This window comes from Blautia ammoniilytica (genome assembly GCF_025566965.1).
Taxonomy (GTDB): Bacteria; Bacillota; Clostridia; order Lachnospirales; family Lachnospiraceae; genus Blautia_A; species Blautia_A ammoniilytica.
This window is the reverse complement of the sequence record NZ_JAOQJL010000055.1, coordinates 1-15,516: the sequence shown is the minus strand read 5'-3', so window position 1 is coordinate 15,516 and position 15,516 is coordinate 1. Positions and strand designations below refer to the sequence as shown.

Annotated in this window: 20 protein-coding genes and 1 pseudogene; 1 reads left to right on the top strand and 20 read right to left on the bottom strand. The window is 47.3% G+C overall.

The window, feature by feature from the left end; all coding sequences use genetic code 11:
- From OCV61_RS17585 to OCV61_RS17570, 4 genes and pseudogenes are all read right to left on the bottom strand, one after another.
- Nucleotides 1–383 (bottom strand): annotated as a pseudogene (locus OCV61_RS17585) (DUF3658 domain-containing protein); the annotation flags it as partial.
- A 29-nt stretch (nt 384–412) separates the two neighbouring features.
- Nucleotides 413–790 carry a TnpV protein gene (locus OCV61_RS17580; RefSeq protein WP_005927690.1) on the bottom strand — a complete coding sequence of 126 codons (378 nt, stop codon included), beginning with the start codon at nt 788–790 and terminating at the stop codon, nt 413–415.
- A complete protein-coding gene (locus tag OCV61_RS17575) occupies nt 750–1,022 on the bottom strand; it encodes a helix-turn-helix domain-containing protein (protein ID WP_002593556.1) in 273 nt (90 codons plus the stop codon). Before OCV61_RS17575 ends, OCV61_RS17580 begins: the two co-directional genes overlap by 41 nt.
- 282 nt (nt 1,023–1,304) lie before the next feature.
- Nucleotides 1,305–2,918 carry a recombinase family protein gene (locus OCV61_RS17570; protein WP_055079677.1) on the bottom strand — a complete coding sequence of 538 codons (1,614 nt, stop codon included), beginning with the start codon at nt 2,916–2,918 and terminating at the stop codon, nt 1,305–1,307.
- Between the two features lie 211 nt (nt 2,919–3,129).
- On the opposite strand from OCV61_RS17570, the gene OCV61_RS17565 reads away from it, so the two are divergent.
- A complete protein-coding gene (locus OCV61_RS17565; RefSeq protein WP_173813709.1) occupies nt 3,130–3,624 on the top strand; it encodes an AAA family ATPase in 495 nt (164 codons plus the stop codon).
- A 58-nt stretch (nt 3,625–3,682) separates the two neighbouring features.
- Here OCV61_RS17565 and OCV61_RS17560 read toward each other — a convergent pair whose 3' ends face one another.
- The 16 genes from OCV61_RS17560 to OCV61_RS17485 all read right to left on the bottom strand — a co-directional run bounded on the left by OCV61_RS17560 (nt 3,683) and on the right by OCV61_RS17485 (nt 15,435).
- Nucleotides 3,683–3,877 (bottom strand): transposon-encoded TnpW family protein, encoded by a 195-nt coding sequence (locus OCV61_RS17560; protein WP_055079678.1) that lies wholly within the window; start codon nt 3,875–3,877, stop codon nt 3,683–3,685.
- A gap of 12 nt (nt 3,878–3,889) precedes the next feature.
- Nucleotides 3,890–4,717, bottom strand: coding sequence for an ATP-binding protein (locus OCV61_RS17555; protein ID WP_055079679.1), 828 nt, complete (start codon nt 4,715–4,717; stop codon nt 3,890–3,892).
- Nucleotides 4,714–5,460 carry a phage replisome organizer N-terminal domain-containing protein gene (locus tag OCV61_RS17550; RefSeq protein ID WP_158422846.1) on the bottom strand — a complete coding sequence of 249 codons (747 nt, stop codon included), beginning with the start codon at nt 5,458–5,460 and terminating at the stop codon, nt 4,714–4,716. The genes OCV61_RS17555 and OCV61_RS17550 overlap by 4 nt, the downstream gene beginning before the upstream one ends.
- The gene (locus OCV61_RS17545) at nt 5,450–5,641 is read right to left on the bottom strand and encodes a hypothetical protein (protein WP_055079680.1); all 192 of its coding nucleotides are present in this window, start codon (nt 5,639–5,641) and stop codon (nt 5,450–5,452) included. The genes OCV61_RS17550 and OCV61_RS17545 overlap by 11 nt, the downstream gene beginning before the upstream one ends.
- Before the next feature lie 186 nt (nt 5,642–5,827).
- Complete coding sequence (locus tag OCV61_RS17540) at nt 5,828–7,462, bottom strand: relaxase/mobilization nuclease domain-containing protein (RefSeq protein ID WP_158422845.1); 1,635 nt, start codon at nt 7,460–7,462, stop codon at nt 5,828–5,830.
- On the bottom strand, nt 7,434–7,832 hold the full coding sequence (locus OCV61_RS18560; protein WP_055079753.1) for a plasmid mobilization protein: 399 nt from the start codon (nt 7,830–7,832) through the stop codon (nt 7,434–7,436). Before OCV61_RS18560 ends, OCV61_RS17540 begins: the two co-directional genes overlap by 29 nt.
- 658 nt (nt 7,833–8,490) lie before the next feature.
- Entirely contained in the window at nt 8,491–8,754 is a 264-nt protein-coding gene (locus OCV61_RS17530) for a cysteine-rich KTR domain-containing protein (RefSeq protein WP_005937459.1), read from the bottom strand.
- Nucleotides 8,755–8,765: 11 nt separating this feature from the next.
- Nucleotides 8,766–9,203, bottom strand: coding sequence for a DUF6591 domain-containing protein (locus OCV61_RS17525; protein WP_005937456.1), 438 nt, complete (start codon nt 9,201–9,203; stop codon nt 8,766–8,768).
- Between the two features lie 2 nt (nt 9,204–9,205).
- The gene (locus OCV61_RS17520) at nt 9,206–9,664 is read right to left on the bottom strand and encodes a DUF1700 domain-containing protein (protein ID WP_158422844.1); all 459 of its coding nucleotides are present in this window, start codon (nt 9,662–9,664) and stop codon (nt 9,206–9,208) included.
- Nucleotides 9,661–10,020 carry a PadR family transcriptional regulator gene (locus OCV61_RS17515; protein ID WP_005937450.1) on the bottom strand — a complete coding sequence of 120 codons (360 nt, stop codon included), beginning with the start codon at nt 10,018–10,020 and terminating at the stop codon, nt 9,661–9,663. Before OCV61_RS17515 ends, OCV61_RS17520 begins: the two co-directional genes overlap by 4 nt.
- A 193-nt stretch (nt 10,021–10,213) precedes the next feature.
- A complete protein-coding gene (locus OCV61_RS17510; RefSeq protein ID WP_081034876.1) occupies nt 10,214–10,351 on the bottom strand; it encodes a Maff2 family mobile element protein in 138 nt (45 codons plus the stop codon).
- A 121-nt stretch (nt 10,352–10,472) separates the two neighbouring features.
- Nucleotides 10,473–12,332: a VirD4-like conjugal transfer protein, CD1115 family gene (locus tag OCV61_RS17505; protein ID WP_330362118.1), complete on the bottom strand. Its 1,860-nt coding sequence runs from the start codon at nt 12,330–12,332 to the stop codon at nt 10,473–10,475.
- A gap of 23 nt (nt 12,333–12,355) precedes the next feature.
- A complete protein-coding gene (locus OCV61_RS17500) occupies nt 12,356–12,847 on the bottom strand; it encodes a PcfB family protein (protein ID WP_012744313.1) in 492 nt (163 codons plus the stop codon).
- An 83-nt stretch (nt 12,848–12,930) separates the two neighbouring features.
- Nucleotides 12,931–13,725 carry an ATP-binding protein gene (locus OCV61_RS17495; RefSeq protein WP_012744314.1) on the bottom strand — a complete coding sequence of 265 codons (795 nt, stop codon included), beginning with the start codon at nt 13,723–13,725 and terminating at the stop codon, nt 12,931–12,933.
- Nucleotides 13,725–14,543, bottom strand: coding sequence for a replication initiator protein A (locus tag OCV61_RS17490; protein WP_012744315.1), 819 nt, complete (start codon nt 14,541–14,543; stop codon nt 13,725–13,727). Before OCV61_RS17490 ends, OCV61_RS17495 begins: the two co-directional genes overlap by 1 nt.
- 10 nt (nt 14,544–14,553) lie before the next feature.
- Nucleotides 14,554–15,435 (bottom strand): replication initiator protein A, encoded by an 882-nt coding sequence (locus tag OCV61_RS17485; RefSeq protein ID WP_012744316.1) that lies wholly within the window; start codon nt 15,433–15,435, stop codon nt 14,554–14,556.
- Between the last annotated feature and the right edge of the window lie 81 nt (nt 15,436–15,516).

Sequence of the window (15,516 nt, the reverse complement as noted above, 5' to 3'; positions counted from 1 at the left end):
GTCAATGTAGTTTTAATTTTCTGTATTTTTTCTTCAACCTGATAATCTAAATCCTCTACAAAGCAGACAGACAGCATTTTCTTGAAAACATTTTTCCGCTGTTCGCCAATTCCATTATCAGAAATATCTCCCACACTAAGAGCCATATCAAAACAATAAACATCACAGCTCTTGCCTCCCAATGGAATAGCATTCTCCCAAGCAATGCGTTCTTGTTCCTGTGCTTGAAGCTGTGCTTTTTTCATTTCATCTGAAGATGGAACACTCCCGTCTTCATGCCTCATAAATATTGAAACAGCACTTCCTCTATACTTTCCCTTGCCGTAAGTTTGGGCAATTTTCAAACTTCCACAGGCACTTTCACCAAATACAATTTCAATCATCTTATATACCTCCGATTTAATTGCTCCCGTTATGAATAAATCATCTCATGCAAAACAATTTCTTCTGCCCGGTTATGAATGTTATTGCAACGCTGCACCCATTCCATTTGGTGGGTACGCTTCAATTCCTCGGTTACGCCCTCGGCAGTTTTCATCTGCTCCATGATGGTGTCTAACCGTTCCTGTGCCTGTTCGTTCAGGTCTGCAAGATATGTCCACAATTCCCCGGTCAGTATCAATGTATTCAATCTGGCTGGGTGGACTTCCCTTAAATATTCCCGGTGCATCCGTCCGTACTTTCCGATAGGGCGGTGTTCCTCCGGCAGTTTCAAGTCCGGGATGTAATAATCTCCGACAAGGATATAATCAATTCCGTTTTCCGTTATTCTTGGTTTCAATTCGCTCATGTTCCTTACCTCCTGTGGAAGCAGGCTCGTCTGGTACTAACTCAATCACATCGGTAATCTCACAATTCAGCGTTTCGCAGATACGGGCTAATGTATCCATGCTGATGTGCTTTCCCTCTTTGCTCATGTTGGCAATCATATTTGTTGTCATACCAGCGGCAAGCCTTAAATCCTCTTTTCTCATATCACGCTCTAACAGTGTGTGCCAGAGTGGCTTATAGCTGATGTGCATATTGTTTTCCTGCCTTTCTATCTATACCACCGGGGCGGCTGCCCCGGCAGGAACTTTTCTCTTATTATAGCACCAATCTTGTGAAATCACAATTTATTCTTGTAGCCTGCCGCTGATACCGTCTGGATTGTGCTTTTCCTTTCGTTTTTTGTTCCAACTAATTAGCCATGAACTGTTTGATGCCCTGGCTCTTTGGTTGTGTTAGATAAAGAAGCAATAAAAGTGTAAAATTTTTTGCCGTTCCCGTCCGGCACTCATAGGCTGCGCCGGACAGGTCGGGCATTATTCGGGCAAGTCCACCTTGCCGACAAAAGAGTAGTAGATTTCAATTTCCTGCCTGCGGTTTTTGTTCTCGTCATAGCTGCACTCATGCACTATGATTTTCTCGATAAACTCCCGAAGCAGGGTAGGGGTAAGTTCCTCGAAGCTGGTGTACTTGCGGACAATGTTCATAAACTTCTCGGCGTTTACCGTGGCTTCCTGCGCCTTTGCAAGTTCCCCTTGCAGTTCGGCGGCTCTCTCTTTAAGCTGCCGCTGCTCGGCTTCATAGTCTGCCGACAACTCCGCAAACCGTTCATCAGAAATGCGCCCGGTCACGCTGTCCTCATAAAGCCGCTTGAAGATAGCGGACAACTCGGCTATGCGCTTCTCGGCTGCGTCCAGTTCCTTTTTCTTGGCGGCATTTCTGCGCTTGCCCCCGTCCTCGTTCTGCTCGATCAGCAGCTTCATAAACTGCTTTTCGTGCCTTGCCGCATAGTCGGTCACTTTCCGCAGATTGGCGGTCACTCCCGCTGTCAAAAGGTCGGTGCGGATAAAGTGCGCCGTACAGTCCTTGACACGCTTCTTGTAGTTCCCGCAGATGTAGCAGTCTTGCCGCCTTGTCTTGTTCTCATACCTCTGCTGGTAGAGGACGCTGCCGCAGTCGGCGCAGAACAGCAAGCCGGAGAACAAGCCCACTTCATCATAGCGGTTGGGGCGTTTGCGCTGCTTGCGTAACTCCTGCACCCGTTCCCATGTGGCAAGGTCGATAATCGGCTCATGGGTGTTCTCGAATACCGCTTGCTTTTCCTCCGGGTTTTCTACGCTGGACTTCACTTTGTAGGAGATTTTCTCGGTCTTGAAGTTTACCGTATGCCCCAGATACTCCTTGCGTTCAAGGATATGGACAACGGTATTTGTCGCCCATCTGTACGGGTAATCGGGGTAGTAGCGGCGGGTGCTGCCCGTCCTGCGGTATTCCAGCGTCCCCGGCGTGGGGATTTCCTGCTCGGTGAGCATACGGGCGATTTTGGTCGGGCCGTTCCCGGCAAGGCACAAGCTGAATATCTGCTTGACTACCGGGGCGGCTTCCTCGTCAATGATAAAGCGTCCGTCCTCGCCTTTTAAGTAGCCATAGACGGGCTGGCTGGTAATGGGCTTGCCGCTCATGCCCTTGCTTCTGAAAACTGCCTTGATTTTCCTGCTCGTGTCTCTCACCATCCATTCGTTAAAAAGATTTTTTAGCGGCGTTAGGTCGTTGTCGCCCTGTGCGCTGTCCACTCCGTCATTGATGGCGATAAAGCGGACGCCTTTCTTGGGGAAAGTGATTTCCGTAAACATTCCGACTTGCAGGTAGTTCCTCCCCATGCGGGATAGGTCTTTGGTAATGACGCATTTTACCTCGCCATTCTCCACGCAATCCATCATTTCCATAAAGCCGGGTCTTTGGAAGTTCGCCCCACTCCATCCGTCGTCAACGAAAAAACGGTAGTTCAAAAATCCATTGTCACGGGCATAGGTTTCCAAAATGCGCTTTTGGTTGGATATGGAATTGCTCTCGCCCTGCAATTCATCATCTTTACTCAATCTTGCGTAAAGGGCGGTAACGGGTGCTAATTGGGTGGTCTGTCTAATCATGGTTTCCTCCATTTCCGACAGCCGCCCCGCTATTCCGTACAAAGATTGTACCATACGGGGCGGCGGTCTGTATAGTGGTTTCTGCTTCTTTATCGCCTGTCATAATGACGATTTTTCAAAAAAGGCTTGTCATGTCACACAAGCGGTAGAAAAGTTCATACTTCTGTGCTATACTTTTGTCAAAGCAATTATTAAGCGGGAGAATAGCCACATGAAGAAAATATATTTAATCGGCGGGGCAATGGGTGTTGGAAAAACAACAGTAGCACAAATCTTAAAAACAAAATTATCAAACAGCGTTTTCCTTGATGGCGATTGGTGCTGGGATTCTGACCCATTTCAAGTTACAGAAGAAACAAAAATTATGGTTATAGATAACATTAGTCATTTGCTTAACAACTTCATTCATTGTTCTGCATATGACAACATCATTTTTTGTTGGGTAATGCACGAACAGAGTATAATTGACGACATTCTATCAAGGTTAGACCATAAAGATTGCAAGGTTTATTGCGTTTCCTTGGTTTGTGACCCTGATGTATTGAGCGAAAGACTGCGCAAAGATATAGAGCAGGGTGTTCGTTTGCCATCAATTATTGAAAAAAGCATTTCATATCTTCCGAAGTACCGACTGTTATATACAAAAAGGATTGATGTTTCTAACAGTTCGCCAAATCAGATAGCAGATGAAATAGCGGCGTTATAATCACTCCCATTCCAGCGGTCATGCTCCCCGGCATGACCGCTTTTCTCATACCCCCGGCTCATGCAGTATAGGGCGGCTTTGGTGCGGCTGCGGTTTCCGCTTCCAGCACTTTCATCATCTTGTCGGCTGCGGTGGCGGTGGTGTCTTTCTTGAAAAAGCCGGAAACAATGAGGACGGTGTTCCCCATGCGGGTTTCCGTCACGCAATCCGGGCGGCGGTCTGTGGTGGGGCTGGTCTGTTTCTTATCGGGCATAGGCAACTCCTTTCACTTCAATAATTCTTTCAGTCGTTCCAGCTTGGCTTGCGCGGTTTCCCTGCGGAAGTTCTTGCTTGTGAAGCAGATAGGGGAACACATTTCTATCAGTCGGTCATAGATACGGGCGTGGGCGGTGTCCTGCGGGTTTTCCAGCATATCCGGCGTGTGGTTGGTGGTGACGATCAGCGGCTTGCCGCTGCGGTAGCGGCTGTCTATCACATTGAAAACCTGTTCAAGCCCGTACTCCGTCCCCCGTTCCATTCCAAAATCGTCAATGATAAGCAGGGGGTAGCGGCAAAGGCGGTCAATGTACTCGTTGCGCCCCTCGAAGCTGGCGGCAAGGTCATTGAGGATAAGGGCAAAGTTTGTCATGCGGACGGGGATTTCCTGCTCCATAAGGGCGTTTGCAATGCACCCGGCAAAATAGCTTTTCCCTGTGCCTACCTTGCCCCATAGCAGCAAGCCGTGGTTGCCCTCTTTCATCTGCTCCCAACGCTCCACATAGCTGTGCGCCATTCCCATTTGGGGGCATTTGCCGTTGTCATTGGCAAAAGTCCATTCCCGCATTTTGCTGTCGGTAAATCCCCGGCGTTTCAAGTCCTCTACGGTGTCAAGGTGTTTCCTGCGCTGCTCGGCGGCTTCACGCTCTAACCGTTTCGCCCGCTGGCAGTCACACTCTGCCGGGTGGCGGTCACGCCCGAACAGGGCGGCTTTATCTGCCGGGAAATATGCTTCTTTCGGTGTCCGGCAACTGCCGCAGTACAAAAGCCCGTCCTCCCCGGTGTAGTCCTGCGGCTCGGCTGCGGTATCGAAAACCTTTTCAAAATCATTCGTCATAAGCTCTGTCCCTCCTTGTAGGTGTAATCGGGTATGCCCTGTTTCGGGGCTGCCTTTGCGGTATCGTCTGCCGCCCATCTGCGGATTGTGGCAGCGTGGTTTCGGTATTTCTTCCCGGTGGAAGCGATATAGCCGGAAAGACGGTCAATATAAAACTCCCATTTGCCGGGCAGTTCTGCTTGTAACTCGGATAATTCCGTATCAGACAGGAAAACATTGCTGTATCTGCCATAGGCAGCGGGGGCGGGGTGTCCCGTTTCTAACTCTCTCTCTTTCTCTAACTCTATATCTATCTCTTTCTCTATCTCTGGTGGACAAATGTCCGCTTGGTATGGTGGACATTTGTCCGCACCATGCTTTGGCAGGGCTTTTTGCAGTTCAAGCCTTGCCCTGCGCTTGCGCTCCCCCTCGGTTGAGGACTGCCCGATCAGCAGTTCAATGTTGCTCATGTAGAGTGCGCCGTTTTGCAGCGGCTCGACAAGCCCCAACTTTAGGAAAATCTGCAAAGCCCGTTCTACTGTGCCGACTTGCTGCCGGGTGATGGTGGCTATCATCTGCGCGGTGTAGGGGATATTCTCGTCAAGCTGCAACTTCCCGCCGTTCTTCAGCGATTTTAAGTACAGCTTCAAGAGGATATTGGAGTACAAGATACCGTCCTGCATACTTTCCAGCAGCACGATAGCGTCCTCGTCAAAATAGTTCTCTTTCAGCTTGAGGTAGTAATATTTGCGGTTATCTGCCATTGGCGGTGTCCTCCTTTTTCCAGCGTTTGGAGTAATACCGGGGGCAGAGTACCACGATAGCCCGGAAACTCTGCTTGCAGTCGTGGGTACAGCCCCGGCATAGGTCGTTGTAGGTGATACGGTTGCGGTGGTTGAGGAAGAAAGACCATTCAAGCCGCCGCTTCTTGCTCATTCGTGGCATGGGTGACGCTCCTTTCTGCCGTTTCGCCGGGTGTGGCGGTATCGGCGGTAAATCTGTATATTCCCGGTGTCATTTTCGGGGATTTTCTGCCCTGTAAGCCTCGTTTCAAAGTCGGGTGGTATTGCGGATAGGGCGCAGGGCATACCCTTGTTTCTGTATGGTTTCGGTATCATTTCGGGGCGGTGTTTAACGGTCATGTTCGTGCCTTTTCTGCTGGCTCGGTGCGCCCCGTAGTATCTGGTCGATATTGCCCTTGACCGTCTGCAACTCCCGCACACGCTCCTTTTTCTCCCGGTAATCGTTGTACCGGGCGTTCTTCTGGGCGGTAAGCTGCTCAATCTCGGCTTGCAGGGCTTTGTAGGTTGGCAGCTTCTTTATGCCATGCTCCCGGAAATACCGGGCGGCTGCGTCCGCTATGATAAAGTCGCTTTCGTGCTTCTGGCGGTAGGCGGCTTTTGCTTTGTCCGATTTCTGCGCTTTCAGTCCGTCCCGCACATCTTTGGTCTTGGCGAATTGCAGCACATAGCCCTGCAATTCCTTTTTGCCCTGCAACGCCGCTTCAACGGTTTTCAGTTCTGCGGTGCTGTCCTGGAGATCCGCATAGGCGGCGGTAATGGCTGCGTCAAGCTGCTCCGGGGAAGTAAAGCCGTACTGCTCATAGGCGGCAACGGTAGCCGCCATCTGTTTGAGGTTGTGGACAGCCGCCCAGCGGTCATAGCCCACGCCTTTCCCCTCGGCTCGCTTGGCTTCCCGGTCAACCATGCGCTGGATACCGCCCTGTTTCGGGGCGGTTTTCGCTGTTTTTCCCTGCTGTAATCGCTCCCGGATAGTGCGGGTGTATTCGGGTATGGCTGCGGCTTTTTCGGCGGCTCTGTGGGCGTTCTGCTCCAAAAGGGCAAGTACGGCGGTGCGGTCAAAACCGTCCCCCAGCTTCCGGGCGGTGATGGGCTTGGTGCGCTCCGGCGTGAGGTAGGACAATCGCCCCCGGCTCTCCTTGACAGTCACGCCCTGCCGGAGAAGTAAAGCGGAAAACTCGTCATAGCTGGTAGCAGAGGACAGGGCGGCTCGGATAGTCTGCCGCAACTTTTCCTTGTCCGTTTCAAACTTGGTGGGCTTGGGCGGTTGCTCCCCGGCGGGTAAAGCGGCGGCTTGTGCTGCGGCCTGCCTGTCCAGCTTGGCTTGCCCTTTCCGCTGCGCCCAGTATTCACGCTCCGTCACCCGGTTTTTGCTCCCATGCAAGAGGTCAATCTGATAGAGGTTTTCCCAGTGGCACATCTCCATGACTTCGGCTTTGAAATACTCCATAGCTGCGTCGGTGCAGCGGTGCTTGCACCCGGCTTTTGTATCTGCCGGTCTGTCCATGTAGGGCAGCAAGGGTACTTCCTCAATCCGCAGACTGTTAATGACGATATGCACATGGATATTGCCGCTGTGGTTGTGTCCGTCCGGGTGGGTGCAGACAATGGCTTGGTGTCCGGGGAAGTGTGCTTTACAAAATCTCTCGCCCAACTCCTGCGCCCGGTCAACGGTCAATCCGTTGTCTGTCCCGTCCCGTGGGTCAAAGGAAATGATATAGTGGTGGCTTTTCACATCTTCCCGCTTTTGGTTTTTGCCATAGCGGAGATTGGAGCGCATACAGGCAACGGCAAAATCCTCGCCGCCGCAGTTCAAAGTGGCAAGCCGATAGTCCTCGCGGGGAACAAGTCGCCCGGTTTCATCAAGGGTGGGGCGCATGGTAAACTCGTCATGCTCAAAGGTCAAATACTGCTCGGCTGCGCCGTAGTCGGCATTTTTAGAGCTGATATGTTTGAATGTTGCCAACCGCTTCACCTACCTTTCGCAAGACTTCAAACTTCAAGGCGGCAAGGTCGGCTATGGCTGCCCGTACCTCGCCGGATAGTGCGTTGTAGGGTGTGCCGTACTCGTTGAGGGCGCGGGCGATCTGGTTGAGGTTGCCGCCGATTTTCCCGTATTCGGCGGTCAACTTCCCAACGGCGGCAAGCAGTTCATCATTGACCGGGGAAATGGTAACAACGGGGCGAATGGTAGCCCGTGTTATGGCTTGCCGGATAAACTCGGCTTGGCTGATGTTGTAATGCTCCAGCCGCCCGGTGAAGTCGGCGTATTCTTCCTCGGTCATGCGGGTCTTGACTACATGGCTGCGGTGGGGCGTGTTGTATCTCTTGGCTATGGGTATCACTCCTTTCTGTGCGTGGTATTCCGGCGTGGTGGTCTGAAAAAGGCAAGCTGCCCCTTTTACTACCCACACCACAAAAAAAGCAAAATTGCCAAACGGTTTCGGAAGATTTTTTGCGGCGCAAGCCGCATAGCAGGGTTTGGGGAAGGCACTCCCCAACAAGATTTACCGCAGGGGCAAAACCGCAGATATGCGGATTTTGGCACCGTGGTAGAATCTTGCTCTAAGAAACTGCCGCTTTCCTCTACGGCTGACTTTGCGGCAATCCGCAGGGGGCGGCTTGGCTTGTTTCCGTCAATATAGCGATTGCGGTGGCGTGTCCTGCCCGCTGTGGTTTTGCTTTCTTCTACGGACGGAAATGGAAAATGCCAAACGCTCCCTTGGATTTCTTCATCACTACTACGGTAGCCCCATACCTTTCTTCCAAATGGCTGCGGTATTCTTTTCATCACTACTACGGTACGCAAGACCGTTTTGGGCAAATTTCCCCGTCACTTTCTACAACAACAGGAATGTGCGGTCTGCCAAAAATGGGCGCAAAAAAACGCCACGGACTTTCAAAAAATCTGTGGCGTTGCAGCTTGGTCGATATTCAATTTTCATTTCCATAATGTGAGGGGAGCGACAGCACTTTAGTCTGTCGCTCCCTTGATTACCCATCAGCGGAAACAGGCAGGGCTGTCAACGGCGGCGCATTTATGCGCCGTTCATCTTGACCGTTGACTGCTCCGGCTGATTCCGCTATTTGTTGTGGGATTACAGCTACATTCAAATCTTTTGCGCTGATTAGTGTTTCTTGTTTGCATTTCGGACAGAACAGAGGGAAATTTTCAAGTATTGTATCGGGGCGTATCTTTGTTCGTGTTTTATTTCCACAAATAGGGCAAAGCACCCACCTATCAGGCGATTTAATCATTTTAATTTTCATTATTTAAGGAAAGAAATGTAAATTGTGAAGTTATCGGGAATGTAGCTGATACTCAATCCCTTTTCGCCATTTGACAAAAGCGTACCGATAGAAACATAGTCCTGTCCCTCAATTTCTTCCGACACTTCCTCTATTATAGAAAACCCCTCTTGCTTCAAAAGCTCTAAATAGTCGTTATAGTCGGTTTCGCTTATATCCACAATACTGATACTGCAATTCTCATGTTCCGTATCAAGCATAGCCCAACCGACCGTACCGGACGGGACGGGAAGCCCCTCGGTGTATTCATTCACAGGCCATACACCCGCGTCAAGCATGGTATTGCTTTCTGTTTGTGTATTGCTTGGATTATCCGCAGCGGACGGCGTATCTTGATTGGAACAGGCAGCCAAAGAAAGCATAAGTAAAATAGCGATTATTGAAACAAATTTTTTCATAGCTACCTCCTGTTTTTGCGGAAGGTTCGGATAATCTGAATGATTGCGATTGTAACCGCGATTACACCGACTGCCAAAATGATTTGTGAAGCGTCAAATCCAAAAGCTCCCTCAACTTGAATGTTTGTCATTGCGTCTGCTTGTCCGATTGCCCCGTCCGGCACTTTCCCGGATTGGGTAGTGGCGTAAATCACAAACGCTGCAACGGCAACGACAAGGGCTGCAACGCTCGAAATAATCCCTTTCCGTTTCTGCGGTGCTGCGCTGTCAATGCCTAACTGCTCGGCGGTATTCTCTGCAAACTCTTTGGGAGTGCCTAACCGTTCGATTACCTGTTGTTCCGTTTCGCCATGCTCCAACGCAGAAGCAAAGACTTCATTCAGATCACGCACGACCTCTTTTTTTGCTTTGCGTGTTAAACTCAATTCCTTTTCCACTTGCTTAATGTATTGCTCTTTCATTCTGATACCTCCGCTGTTTGATAGGTGGCAATAAAGCCATTTACACAACTTTCATAGCTCGCCCAAAATAAAATCAGCTCGTCTAATACCTCTCTGCCCTTATGGGTAAGGGAGTAGTATTTTTTTGATCCGCCATTTGCCGCTGCCGGGGCTAATCGGCATTGGATTAACTCGGCTTCCTGCAAACGATACAGAATAGGGTAAATCGTTCCCTCTTTTGCATAGCCCAAAACGGACGCGCTGTTATTTAGCTCTGTAATGATTTCATAGCCGTAGGTTTCTTTGCGTCCGATCAAGCACAAAAGTATCATTTCAAGAGAGCCTTTTTTGAATTGCTGCACATACCTGTTATCCATACTCTCTACCTCACTTTAGTTTTGCTATTTAGTGTTCCTAAATAGCAAAACATATTATAACTCCCGGAGGTGTTCAAGTCAATAGAGTTTATAGAAATGTTACAAATGCTTTTTAGACTTTACCCTATAATTTGCCTTGCTCGGAATAGCGGCGGGGCTGACTGTCCTTGTCCTGTTTTGTTGTGCTTCTTTATTAACCATGAGCATTAGCGCCGGGATTGTCATTCCCATATCCTTCCAGAAGGTTTACGACACCCCACACGCCAAGACCTGCACCGATTGCGACTACAAGAGTTTTTAAAGTTGTAATTGCACTGCTAAAAAATGCCATATACATTCACCAAAACTGACTTTTTTCAGGTGTTTACGGGAATGAAAAAACACCGACTAAAAAGCCGGCGCACCTAATGTCAGTTATTCCTTTCCTTATTATTTTTCGTTCATTCCCAAGGTTACTCCGACAGATCTACTTGAATTACTTCCACCTCTTCTTCAGATTTCGGTGTGTACTGCGGATTTAACTCTTTCTCAACCTTGTATCGGTTCTTCTCGTTTTCATCTGCAAGAAGCCGATAGTTTTTGTGTTTCGTAATATCATATTTGTCTGAGAAAAATGGTCTGGCACCACGGATCTGCAGGATACATTTTCCTCCATCCATGACTGCAATCTCGTCCTCTGTCATCAACTGTTTCCCCAGTTTCTGATAATTCAGTCCAAAAGATTTCTGATTGCTTCTTGTCTCCGAAGTGTTATACAGGTCAATGGTTTCCTTACCCAGAAGCTCACTCATTTCCTTTAATGTGGTCTTCTCTTTCCCACCAAGGAATAAAGTCGTATCACAGTTGCCCAGAATGGTATCTGCACTATCCTTATACATTGCCTTTAACTGGCTCTGTGACTGCAAAATAATAGAAGCAGAGATTTCCCTGCTTCGGATGGTTGCGATCAGCTTGTCAAACTGAGGAATTTGTCCGATGTTGGCAAACTCATCAGCGATGACACGCACATGCACCGGAAGTCTGCCGCCATATTCATCATCTGCCTTGTCGCAAAGCAGATTGAAAAGCTGTGACTGCAGCATCGCAATCACAAAGTTGAATGTGGTATCCGTATCGGACATAATCAGAAACAAGGCTGTTTTCCTGTCTCCGATCTTATCCAGTTCCATTTCATCGTAAGACATGATCTCACGAAGCTCTGCGATATCAAATGGGGCAAGTCTGGCACCACAGGAAATCAAAATCGACTTCGCCGTTTTGCCAGCCGCCATTTTGTATTTTTTATACTGTCTGACCGCAAAGTGCTGCGGATCTCTTTCTTCCAGTTCCTGGAACATCATATCTACCGGGTTCTGGTAAGTTTCATCCTCTTCACGGGTTTCACTTTCATTCAGAAGATCCAGAAGAGTATTCAGATTCTTCTCCTCTTCATCACCCTCATACCAGATGAAGGCAATCAGTGCTGTGTACAGCAGTTTCTCCGCTTTCACCCAGAAATCCTCGGAAGATTTTTCTCCCTCCCCTTTGGTGTTTGCAATAATTGTCGTCACCAGTTTCAGGATATCTTTTTCAGACCGTATATAAGCAAATGGATTGTAATGAAGAGACTTAGAAAAGTTGATCGTATTCAAAACCTTAATCACATAAGGCTCATATACCACTTTCCCGGATTTATCTTTGATGACATTTCCATCTTTATCCCTCTTCGGCGGTCCCTTTGCTAACATCTTCCCGCACTCCTCGATCAGAGTGCCTTTGGGATCTGTAATGACCATGGAACAGTTCATCTGCATGACCGATGGTTTTACGAAAAAACGTGTCTTACCGGAACCACTGCCGCCGATAACTACAATATTTTTATTTCTTGCATATTTCGGTTGCTTCGGTCTGCTCTCCATCGTCAGTGCTTCTGTTGCTGTCAATGGAATGTTCATCCACGGATTTTCCGACATATAAGGTTTGATATCCTCAGCGTTTCCCCATCTGGCTGAACCATACTCGATTCCTTTTCGGAGTTTCTTTGCATCTGACTGTTTCTGCCAAACCAGCACTTTCAAAACGACTGCAACCGTAATCCCTGCCAGCAGATCTTTCCAGTTATTGCTTAACACAAAACCAGCAAAAATCCGATCTGCGTGTTCCATAGCATATAAGAGTTTGTTCCCCATATCTTCTCCCGGACTATTCCGGTAAAGAAAAAATGCCCGGTCTGCATAGAACGCAGCCAGAGCATATGGGAGATTGGTAAGAACCAGTTTCTTTTTATCCAGGGCGGACAGCCTGACCCCGATCTTATTCTTCCACTTCTGCATCAGAGGTTTGCCGATCTGTTTCTTCATCGACTCTGCTCCTGATGCCGGTTCTTTACTTTGTCCTTCGTCTTCTTTGGCATCATTGCCCGGTAAGCTGCCAGACGCTTGTGAATCGAAGGTTTATTCGCTTTTTGAATCTGTTTCTGGGAAAACTCACGGAAAGCAGCATTGAGGGCATCCTGATCACGTCCTTTGAAAAATACCAGATAAACTGGCGGCTCTTTGCTCTTGTCCTTTTTCAGAGCATAGTTAATTCCATATTTTCTGGCATAGCGTTCAAAGGACTTGATATTTTTGTTCGTGATCTCGATATTGACCATCCCGGCATTCTGCTTTGCCAGCTCTTTTACCGTGACCTTTCCCTGTTTCGGCTGATTTTTCTGTGCTTTCTTCTCTACCGATTTCTGCTTATGATGCCGCAGATACGCAGCAAGAACCTTTCTCAACAGGTCTGCTGTGATTTTGGTAGTCCGAATACAGAACGTGACCGTTTTCTGAGTTACCTCTTCCTGCATGACTTTTCCCTCCTTTCAGCGATTTAACTGCTGTCCAGATCTGTAATCATGGCAATCACCCCCTTTCAATAAAAAAGGACAGATTAACCGGTAATCAGGCTCTGTACCTGTACGAGTTTTTCTGTCCCTTCTTCTTTTCTCTTATCTTCTCCACCACAATAGATGGGAACACACATTTCAAGTATTCTGCTATAAATACGCTGATGGGCAGTATCTAAATCTGTGGATTTCATTTCATTCAGTCCCAGATTCGTTGTTACGATCAGCGGAAGCATTTTACAATAGCGGCTGTCTATCACATTATAGACCTGCTCCAAAGCAAACTCGGAATTTCGTTCTATTCCCAAGTCATCAATAATCAGCAACGGATAATCCACAAGATTTTGTATAATCTGGTTCTTATCTGCCTGATAGCTGGTCATTTCATTTAGGATCCTGGAAAAATTTGTCATCATGACACGTTCTCCCTGTTCCAAAAGTGCATTTGCAATACAGCCTGCAAAGAAACTTTTCCCGGTTCCAACTGGTCCCATCAAAAGCAATCCTACATTTTTTCTCTTCATATCTGTCCAGTTTTCTACATACTGCCTGGCAATTAGTATCTTCTGGTTGCTTCCGTTGTCATTTTCAAATTTCCATTCCCAGAATCTTCTTTCCCGAAGTCCGACGGATTTTCTCTGATAAAGCAGTCGCTGTGCTTCTTCCCGCTGCATCTTTTCATCCAGTTCCTGTCTGGCTTTCACCTCGCATTCGCACAAACAAGACACTACATGCTCAAATCCCATCAGACTGACTTTCATCTGTTTTCTTTTTCCACAGATGCCACAATGAAGACATCCCTCTTCGTCCACATAATCTGCTGTTACTTTATTTTCCATCACAGGCTTTCTCCTTCCTGAAATTCATATTTATCCATTCCTATCCTGGTTCCATCCCTTTCTGCCCAAAGACAGATTGTTGCAAAATGGTTCTGATATTCTTTTCCACTGGATTTCATATAAACAGAAAGATGATCAATCCGTTTCTGGTAATCCCATGGAAATAGCGTCATCAGCTCCTGCAGTTCAGCTTCCGACAGAACAACATTTTTAAATCTACCATACTGACTGAATTTTTCTTCCAAAGCGGGAGTATTGCCCTTACTCTTATCAGTATGATTCTTTTCAGTCTTATTTATCTTAGTATTACTTCCATCCAGATTCTTGCAGTCCGGACTTCTATTTTTTTGCGTTCCGGACTTCCAGTTTCTTGCAATCCGGATTTCCAATTCCTTGCAGTCTGGATTTCCAGTTTCTGGCGTTCCAGAAGCAAAGTATCTTACTGGCTTTCCTCTGCTCCGTTTCACAAAATTTTTCACGTATATGACAGAAGGACGATTATTCCCCTGCCGATACCGTTCGATCAATCCAATCCCATGCACACTGTCAAGCTCATAAAGAAGCTTTGTCACTGTCGTATGCGACATTCGCAACAGTTCCTGCAATTCTGCGATCGTATAAATGATATAGACATAACCATCATTGTCAATCCATCCATTTTTCTTGGATAGGCTGATTCGATCAAGCAGAATTCCATAAAGGAGCTTTGCGTCTGTGGACAGGCTTGCAAACTCTTTTTCTGTGAACAGAGCTTTGGGGATCCGAAAAAAAGAAAACTGGTCAGATTCTTCTGCTCTGAAATATTCAAAATCTGCCATAGCTTATTTCCTATTCTTCCTCACTATTAAAATCACACCCTGCTGCACTGCCTGTTCCATGACACATCTCATTAAACACAAAGTTGAAGCACATCATTAACTCGCTCAGATAATAATTCCTTGCTTCTTTATTGCAGGCATACATATCCTCGATATAAACCTCCTCGTTTCCATTCATTCGTGCGATTGTTTCCAGAACTTTCATAAACTTCTTATTAGAACAGCACTCATACTGTTCATTTACATATTTCTGAATTTCCAGCACATGTTCAGGCTTTCCTTCACAAACAGATAACACGCCAAATGCCAGATCCATACCAAACTCATAGCCATCGGCTTCTACGGCATCAATATCAAGATTACCTTCTTCATCGTAATAGCCTCGCTCTTCCATAGGAGTCAGTGGTGTCTCATATTCATCCAGATATCCCATATCTGCAATTGTTCCCAGAATATCTCTGGATGCTGCCACCATCTTGTCCATGATAATTTCTCTTTCTTCCATCGGCATATTTGCCATAATTCTGTCTAATGTCATCATTGATTCTTCCTCCATCTCATTTTCATAAATATCATTGATATAAAAGTGGTTCGCCTTTCCATTGTTTTGAACAATACGCACCAGCTTTCCAATCTTAACAAGTTCCTGTACTGCCTGATCTACGCCATATCGAGTCGTATTCAGGTCTTTCTTCATTTCGCTTTTTGGATAGATAACAAACAGATCTCCGTTATGATCTACCCAGCCATTCTGCACCGCAAATTTCAAACGATCCAGAAATAAGCTGTATAAAATTTTTGCTGTATTTGACAGATTTTTGAATTTTTCCACCTGGAACAGCATCTTTGGCACCTGCAGACAATCTACCGGCATATACTCCACCTTACTCATTGATTATTTCCTCCTTCTGTTTGTACAGCACTTCGGCTGAATTAATATTGATTTCCAGCATCCCTACAAATACCTGATAGT

Coding starts and splice junctions, on each gene's coding strand:
- OCV61_RS17490 (WP_012744315.1), bottom strand. CDS start 14,543: ATGGCAGATTTTGAATATTTCAGAGCAGAAGAATCTGACCAGTTTTCT.
- OCV61_RS17575 (WP_002593556.1), bottom strand. CDS start 1,022: ATGCACATCAGCTATAAGCCACTCTGGCACACACTGTTAGAGCGTGAT.
- OCV61_RS17530 (WP_005937459.1), bottom strand. CDS start 8,754: ATGATTAAATCGCCTGATAGGTGGGTGCTTTGCCCTATTTGTGGAAAT.
- OCV61_RS17485 (WP_012744316.1), bottom strand. CDS start 15,435: ATGAGTAAGGTGGAGTATATGCCGGTAGATTGTCTGCAGGTGCCAAAG.
- OCV61_RS17550 (WP_158422846.1), bottom strand. CDS start 5,460: ATGGCAGATAACCGCAAATATTACTACCTCAAGCTGAAAGAGAACTAT.
- OCV61_RS17565 (WP_173813709.1), top strand. CDS start 3,130: ATGAAGAAAATATATTTAATCGGCGGGGCAATGGGTGTTGGAAAAACA.
- OCV61_RS17545 (WP_055079680.1), bottom strand. CDS start 5,641: ATGCCACGAATGAGCAAGAAGCGGCGGCTTGAATGGTCTTTCTTCCTC.
- OCV61_RS17570 (WP_055079677.1), bottom strand. CDS start 2,918: ATGATTAGACAGACCACCCAATTAGCACCCGTTACCGCCCTTTACGCA.
- OCV61_RS17510 (WP_081034876.1), bottom strand. CDS start 10,351: ATGGCATTTTTTAGCAGTGCAATTACAACTTTAAAAACTCTTGTAGTC.
- OCV61_RS17505 (WP_330362118.1), bottom strand. CDS start 12,332: ATGCAGAAGTGGAAGAATAAGATCGGGGTCAGGCTGTCCGCCCTGGAT.
- OCV61_RS17580 (WP_005927690.1), bottom strand. CDS start 790: ATGAGCGAATTGAAACCAAGAATAACGGAAAACGGAATTGATTATATC.
- OCV61_RS17525 (WP_005937456.1), bottom strand. CDS start 9,203: ATGAAAAAATTTGTTTCAATAATCGCTATTTTACTTATGCTTTCTTTG.
- OCV61_RS17500 (WP_012744313.1), bottom strand. CDS start 12,847: ATGCAGGAAGAGGTAACTCAGAAAACGGTCACGTTCTGTATTCGGACT.
- OCV61_RS17495 (WP_012744314.1), bottom strand. CDS start 13,725: ATGGAAAATAAAGTAACAGCAGATTATGTGGACGAAGAGGGATGTCTT.
- OCV61_RS17560 (WP_055079678.1), bottom strand. CDS start 3,877: ATGCCCGATAAGAAACAGACCAGCCCCACCACAGACCGCCGCCCGGAT.
- OCV61_RS17555 (WP_055079679.1), bottom strand. CDS start 4,717: ATGACGAATGATTTTGAAAAGGTTTTCGATACCGCAGCCGAGCCGCAG.
- OCV61_RS17515 (WP_005937450.1), bottom strand. CDS start 10,020: ATGGATAACAGGTATGTGCAGCAATTCAAAAAAGGCTCTCTTGAAATG.
- OCV61_RS17520 (WP_158422844.1), bottom strand. CDS start 9,664: ATGAAAGAGCAATACATTAAGCAAGTGGAAAAGGAATTGAGTTTAACA.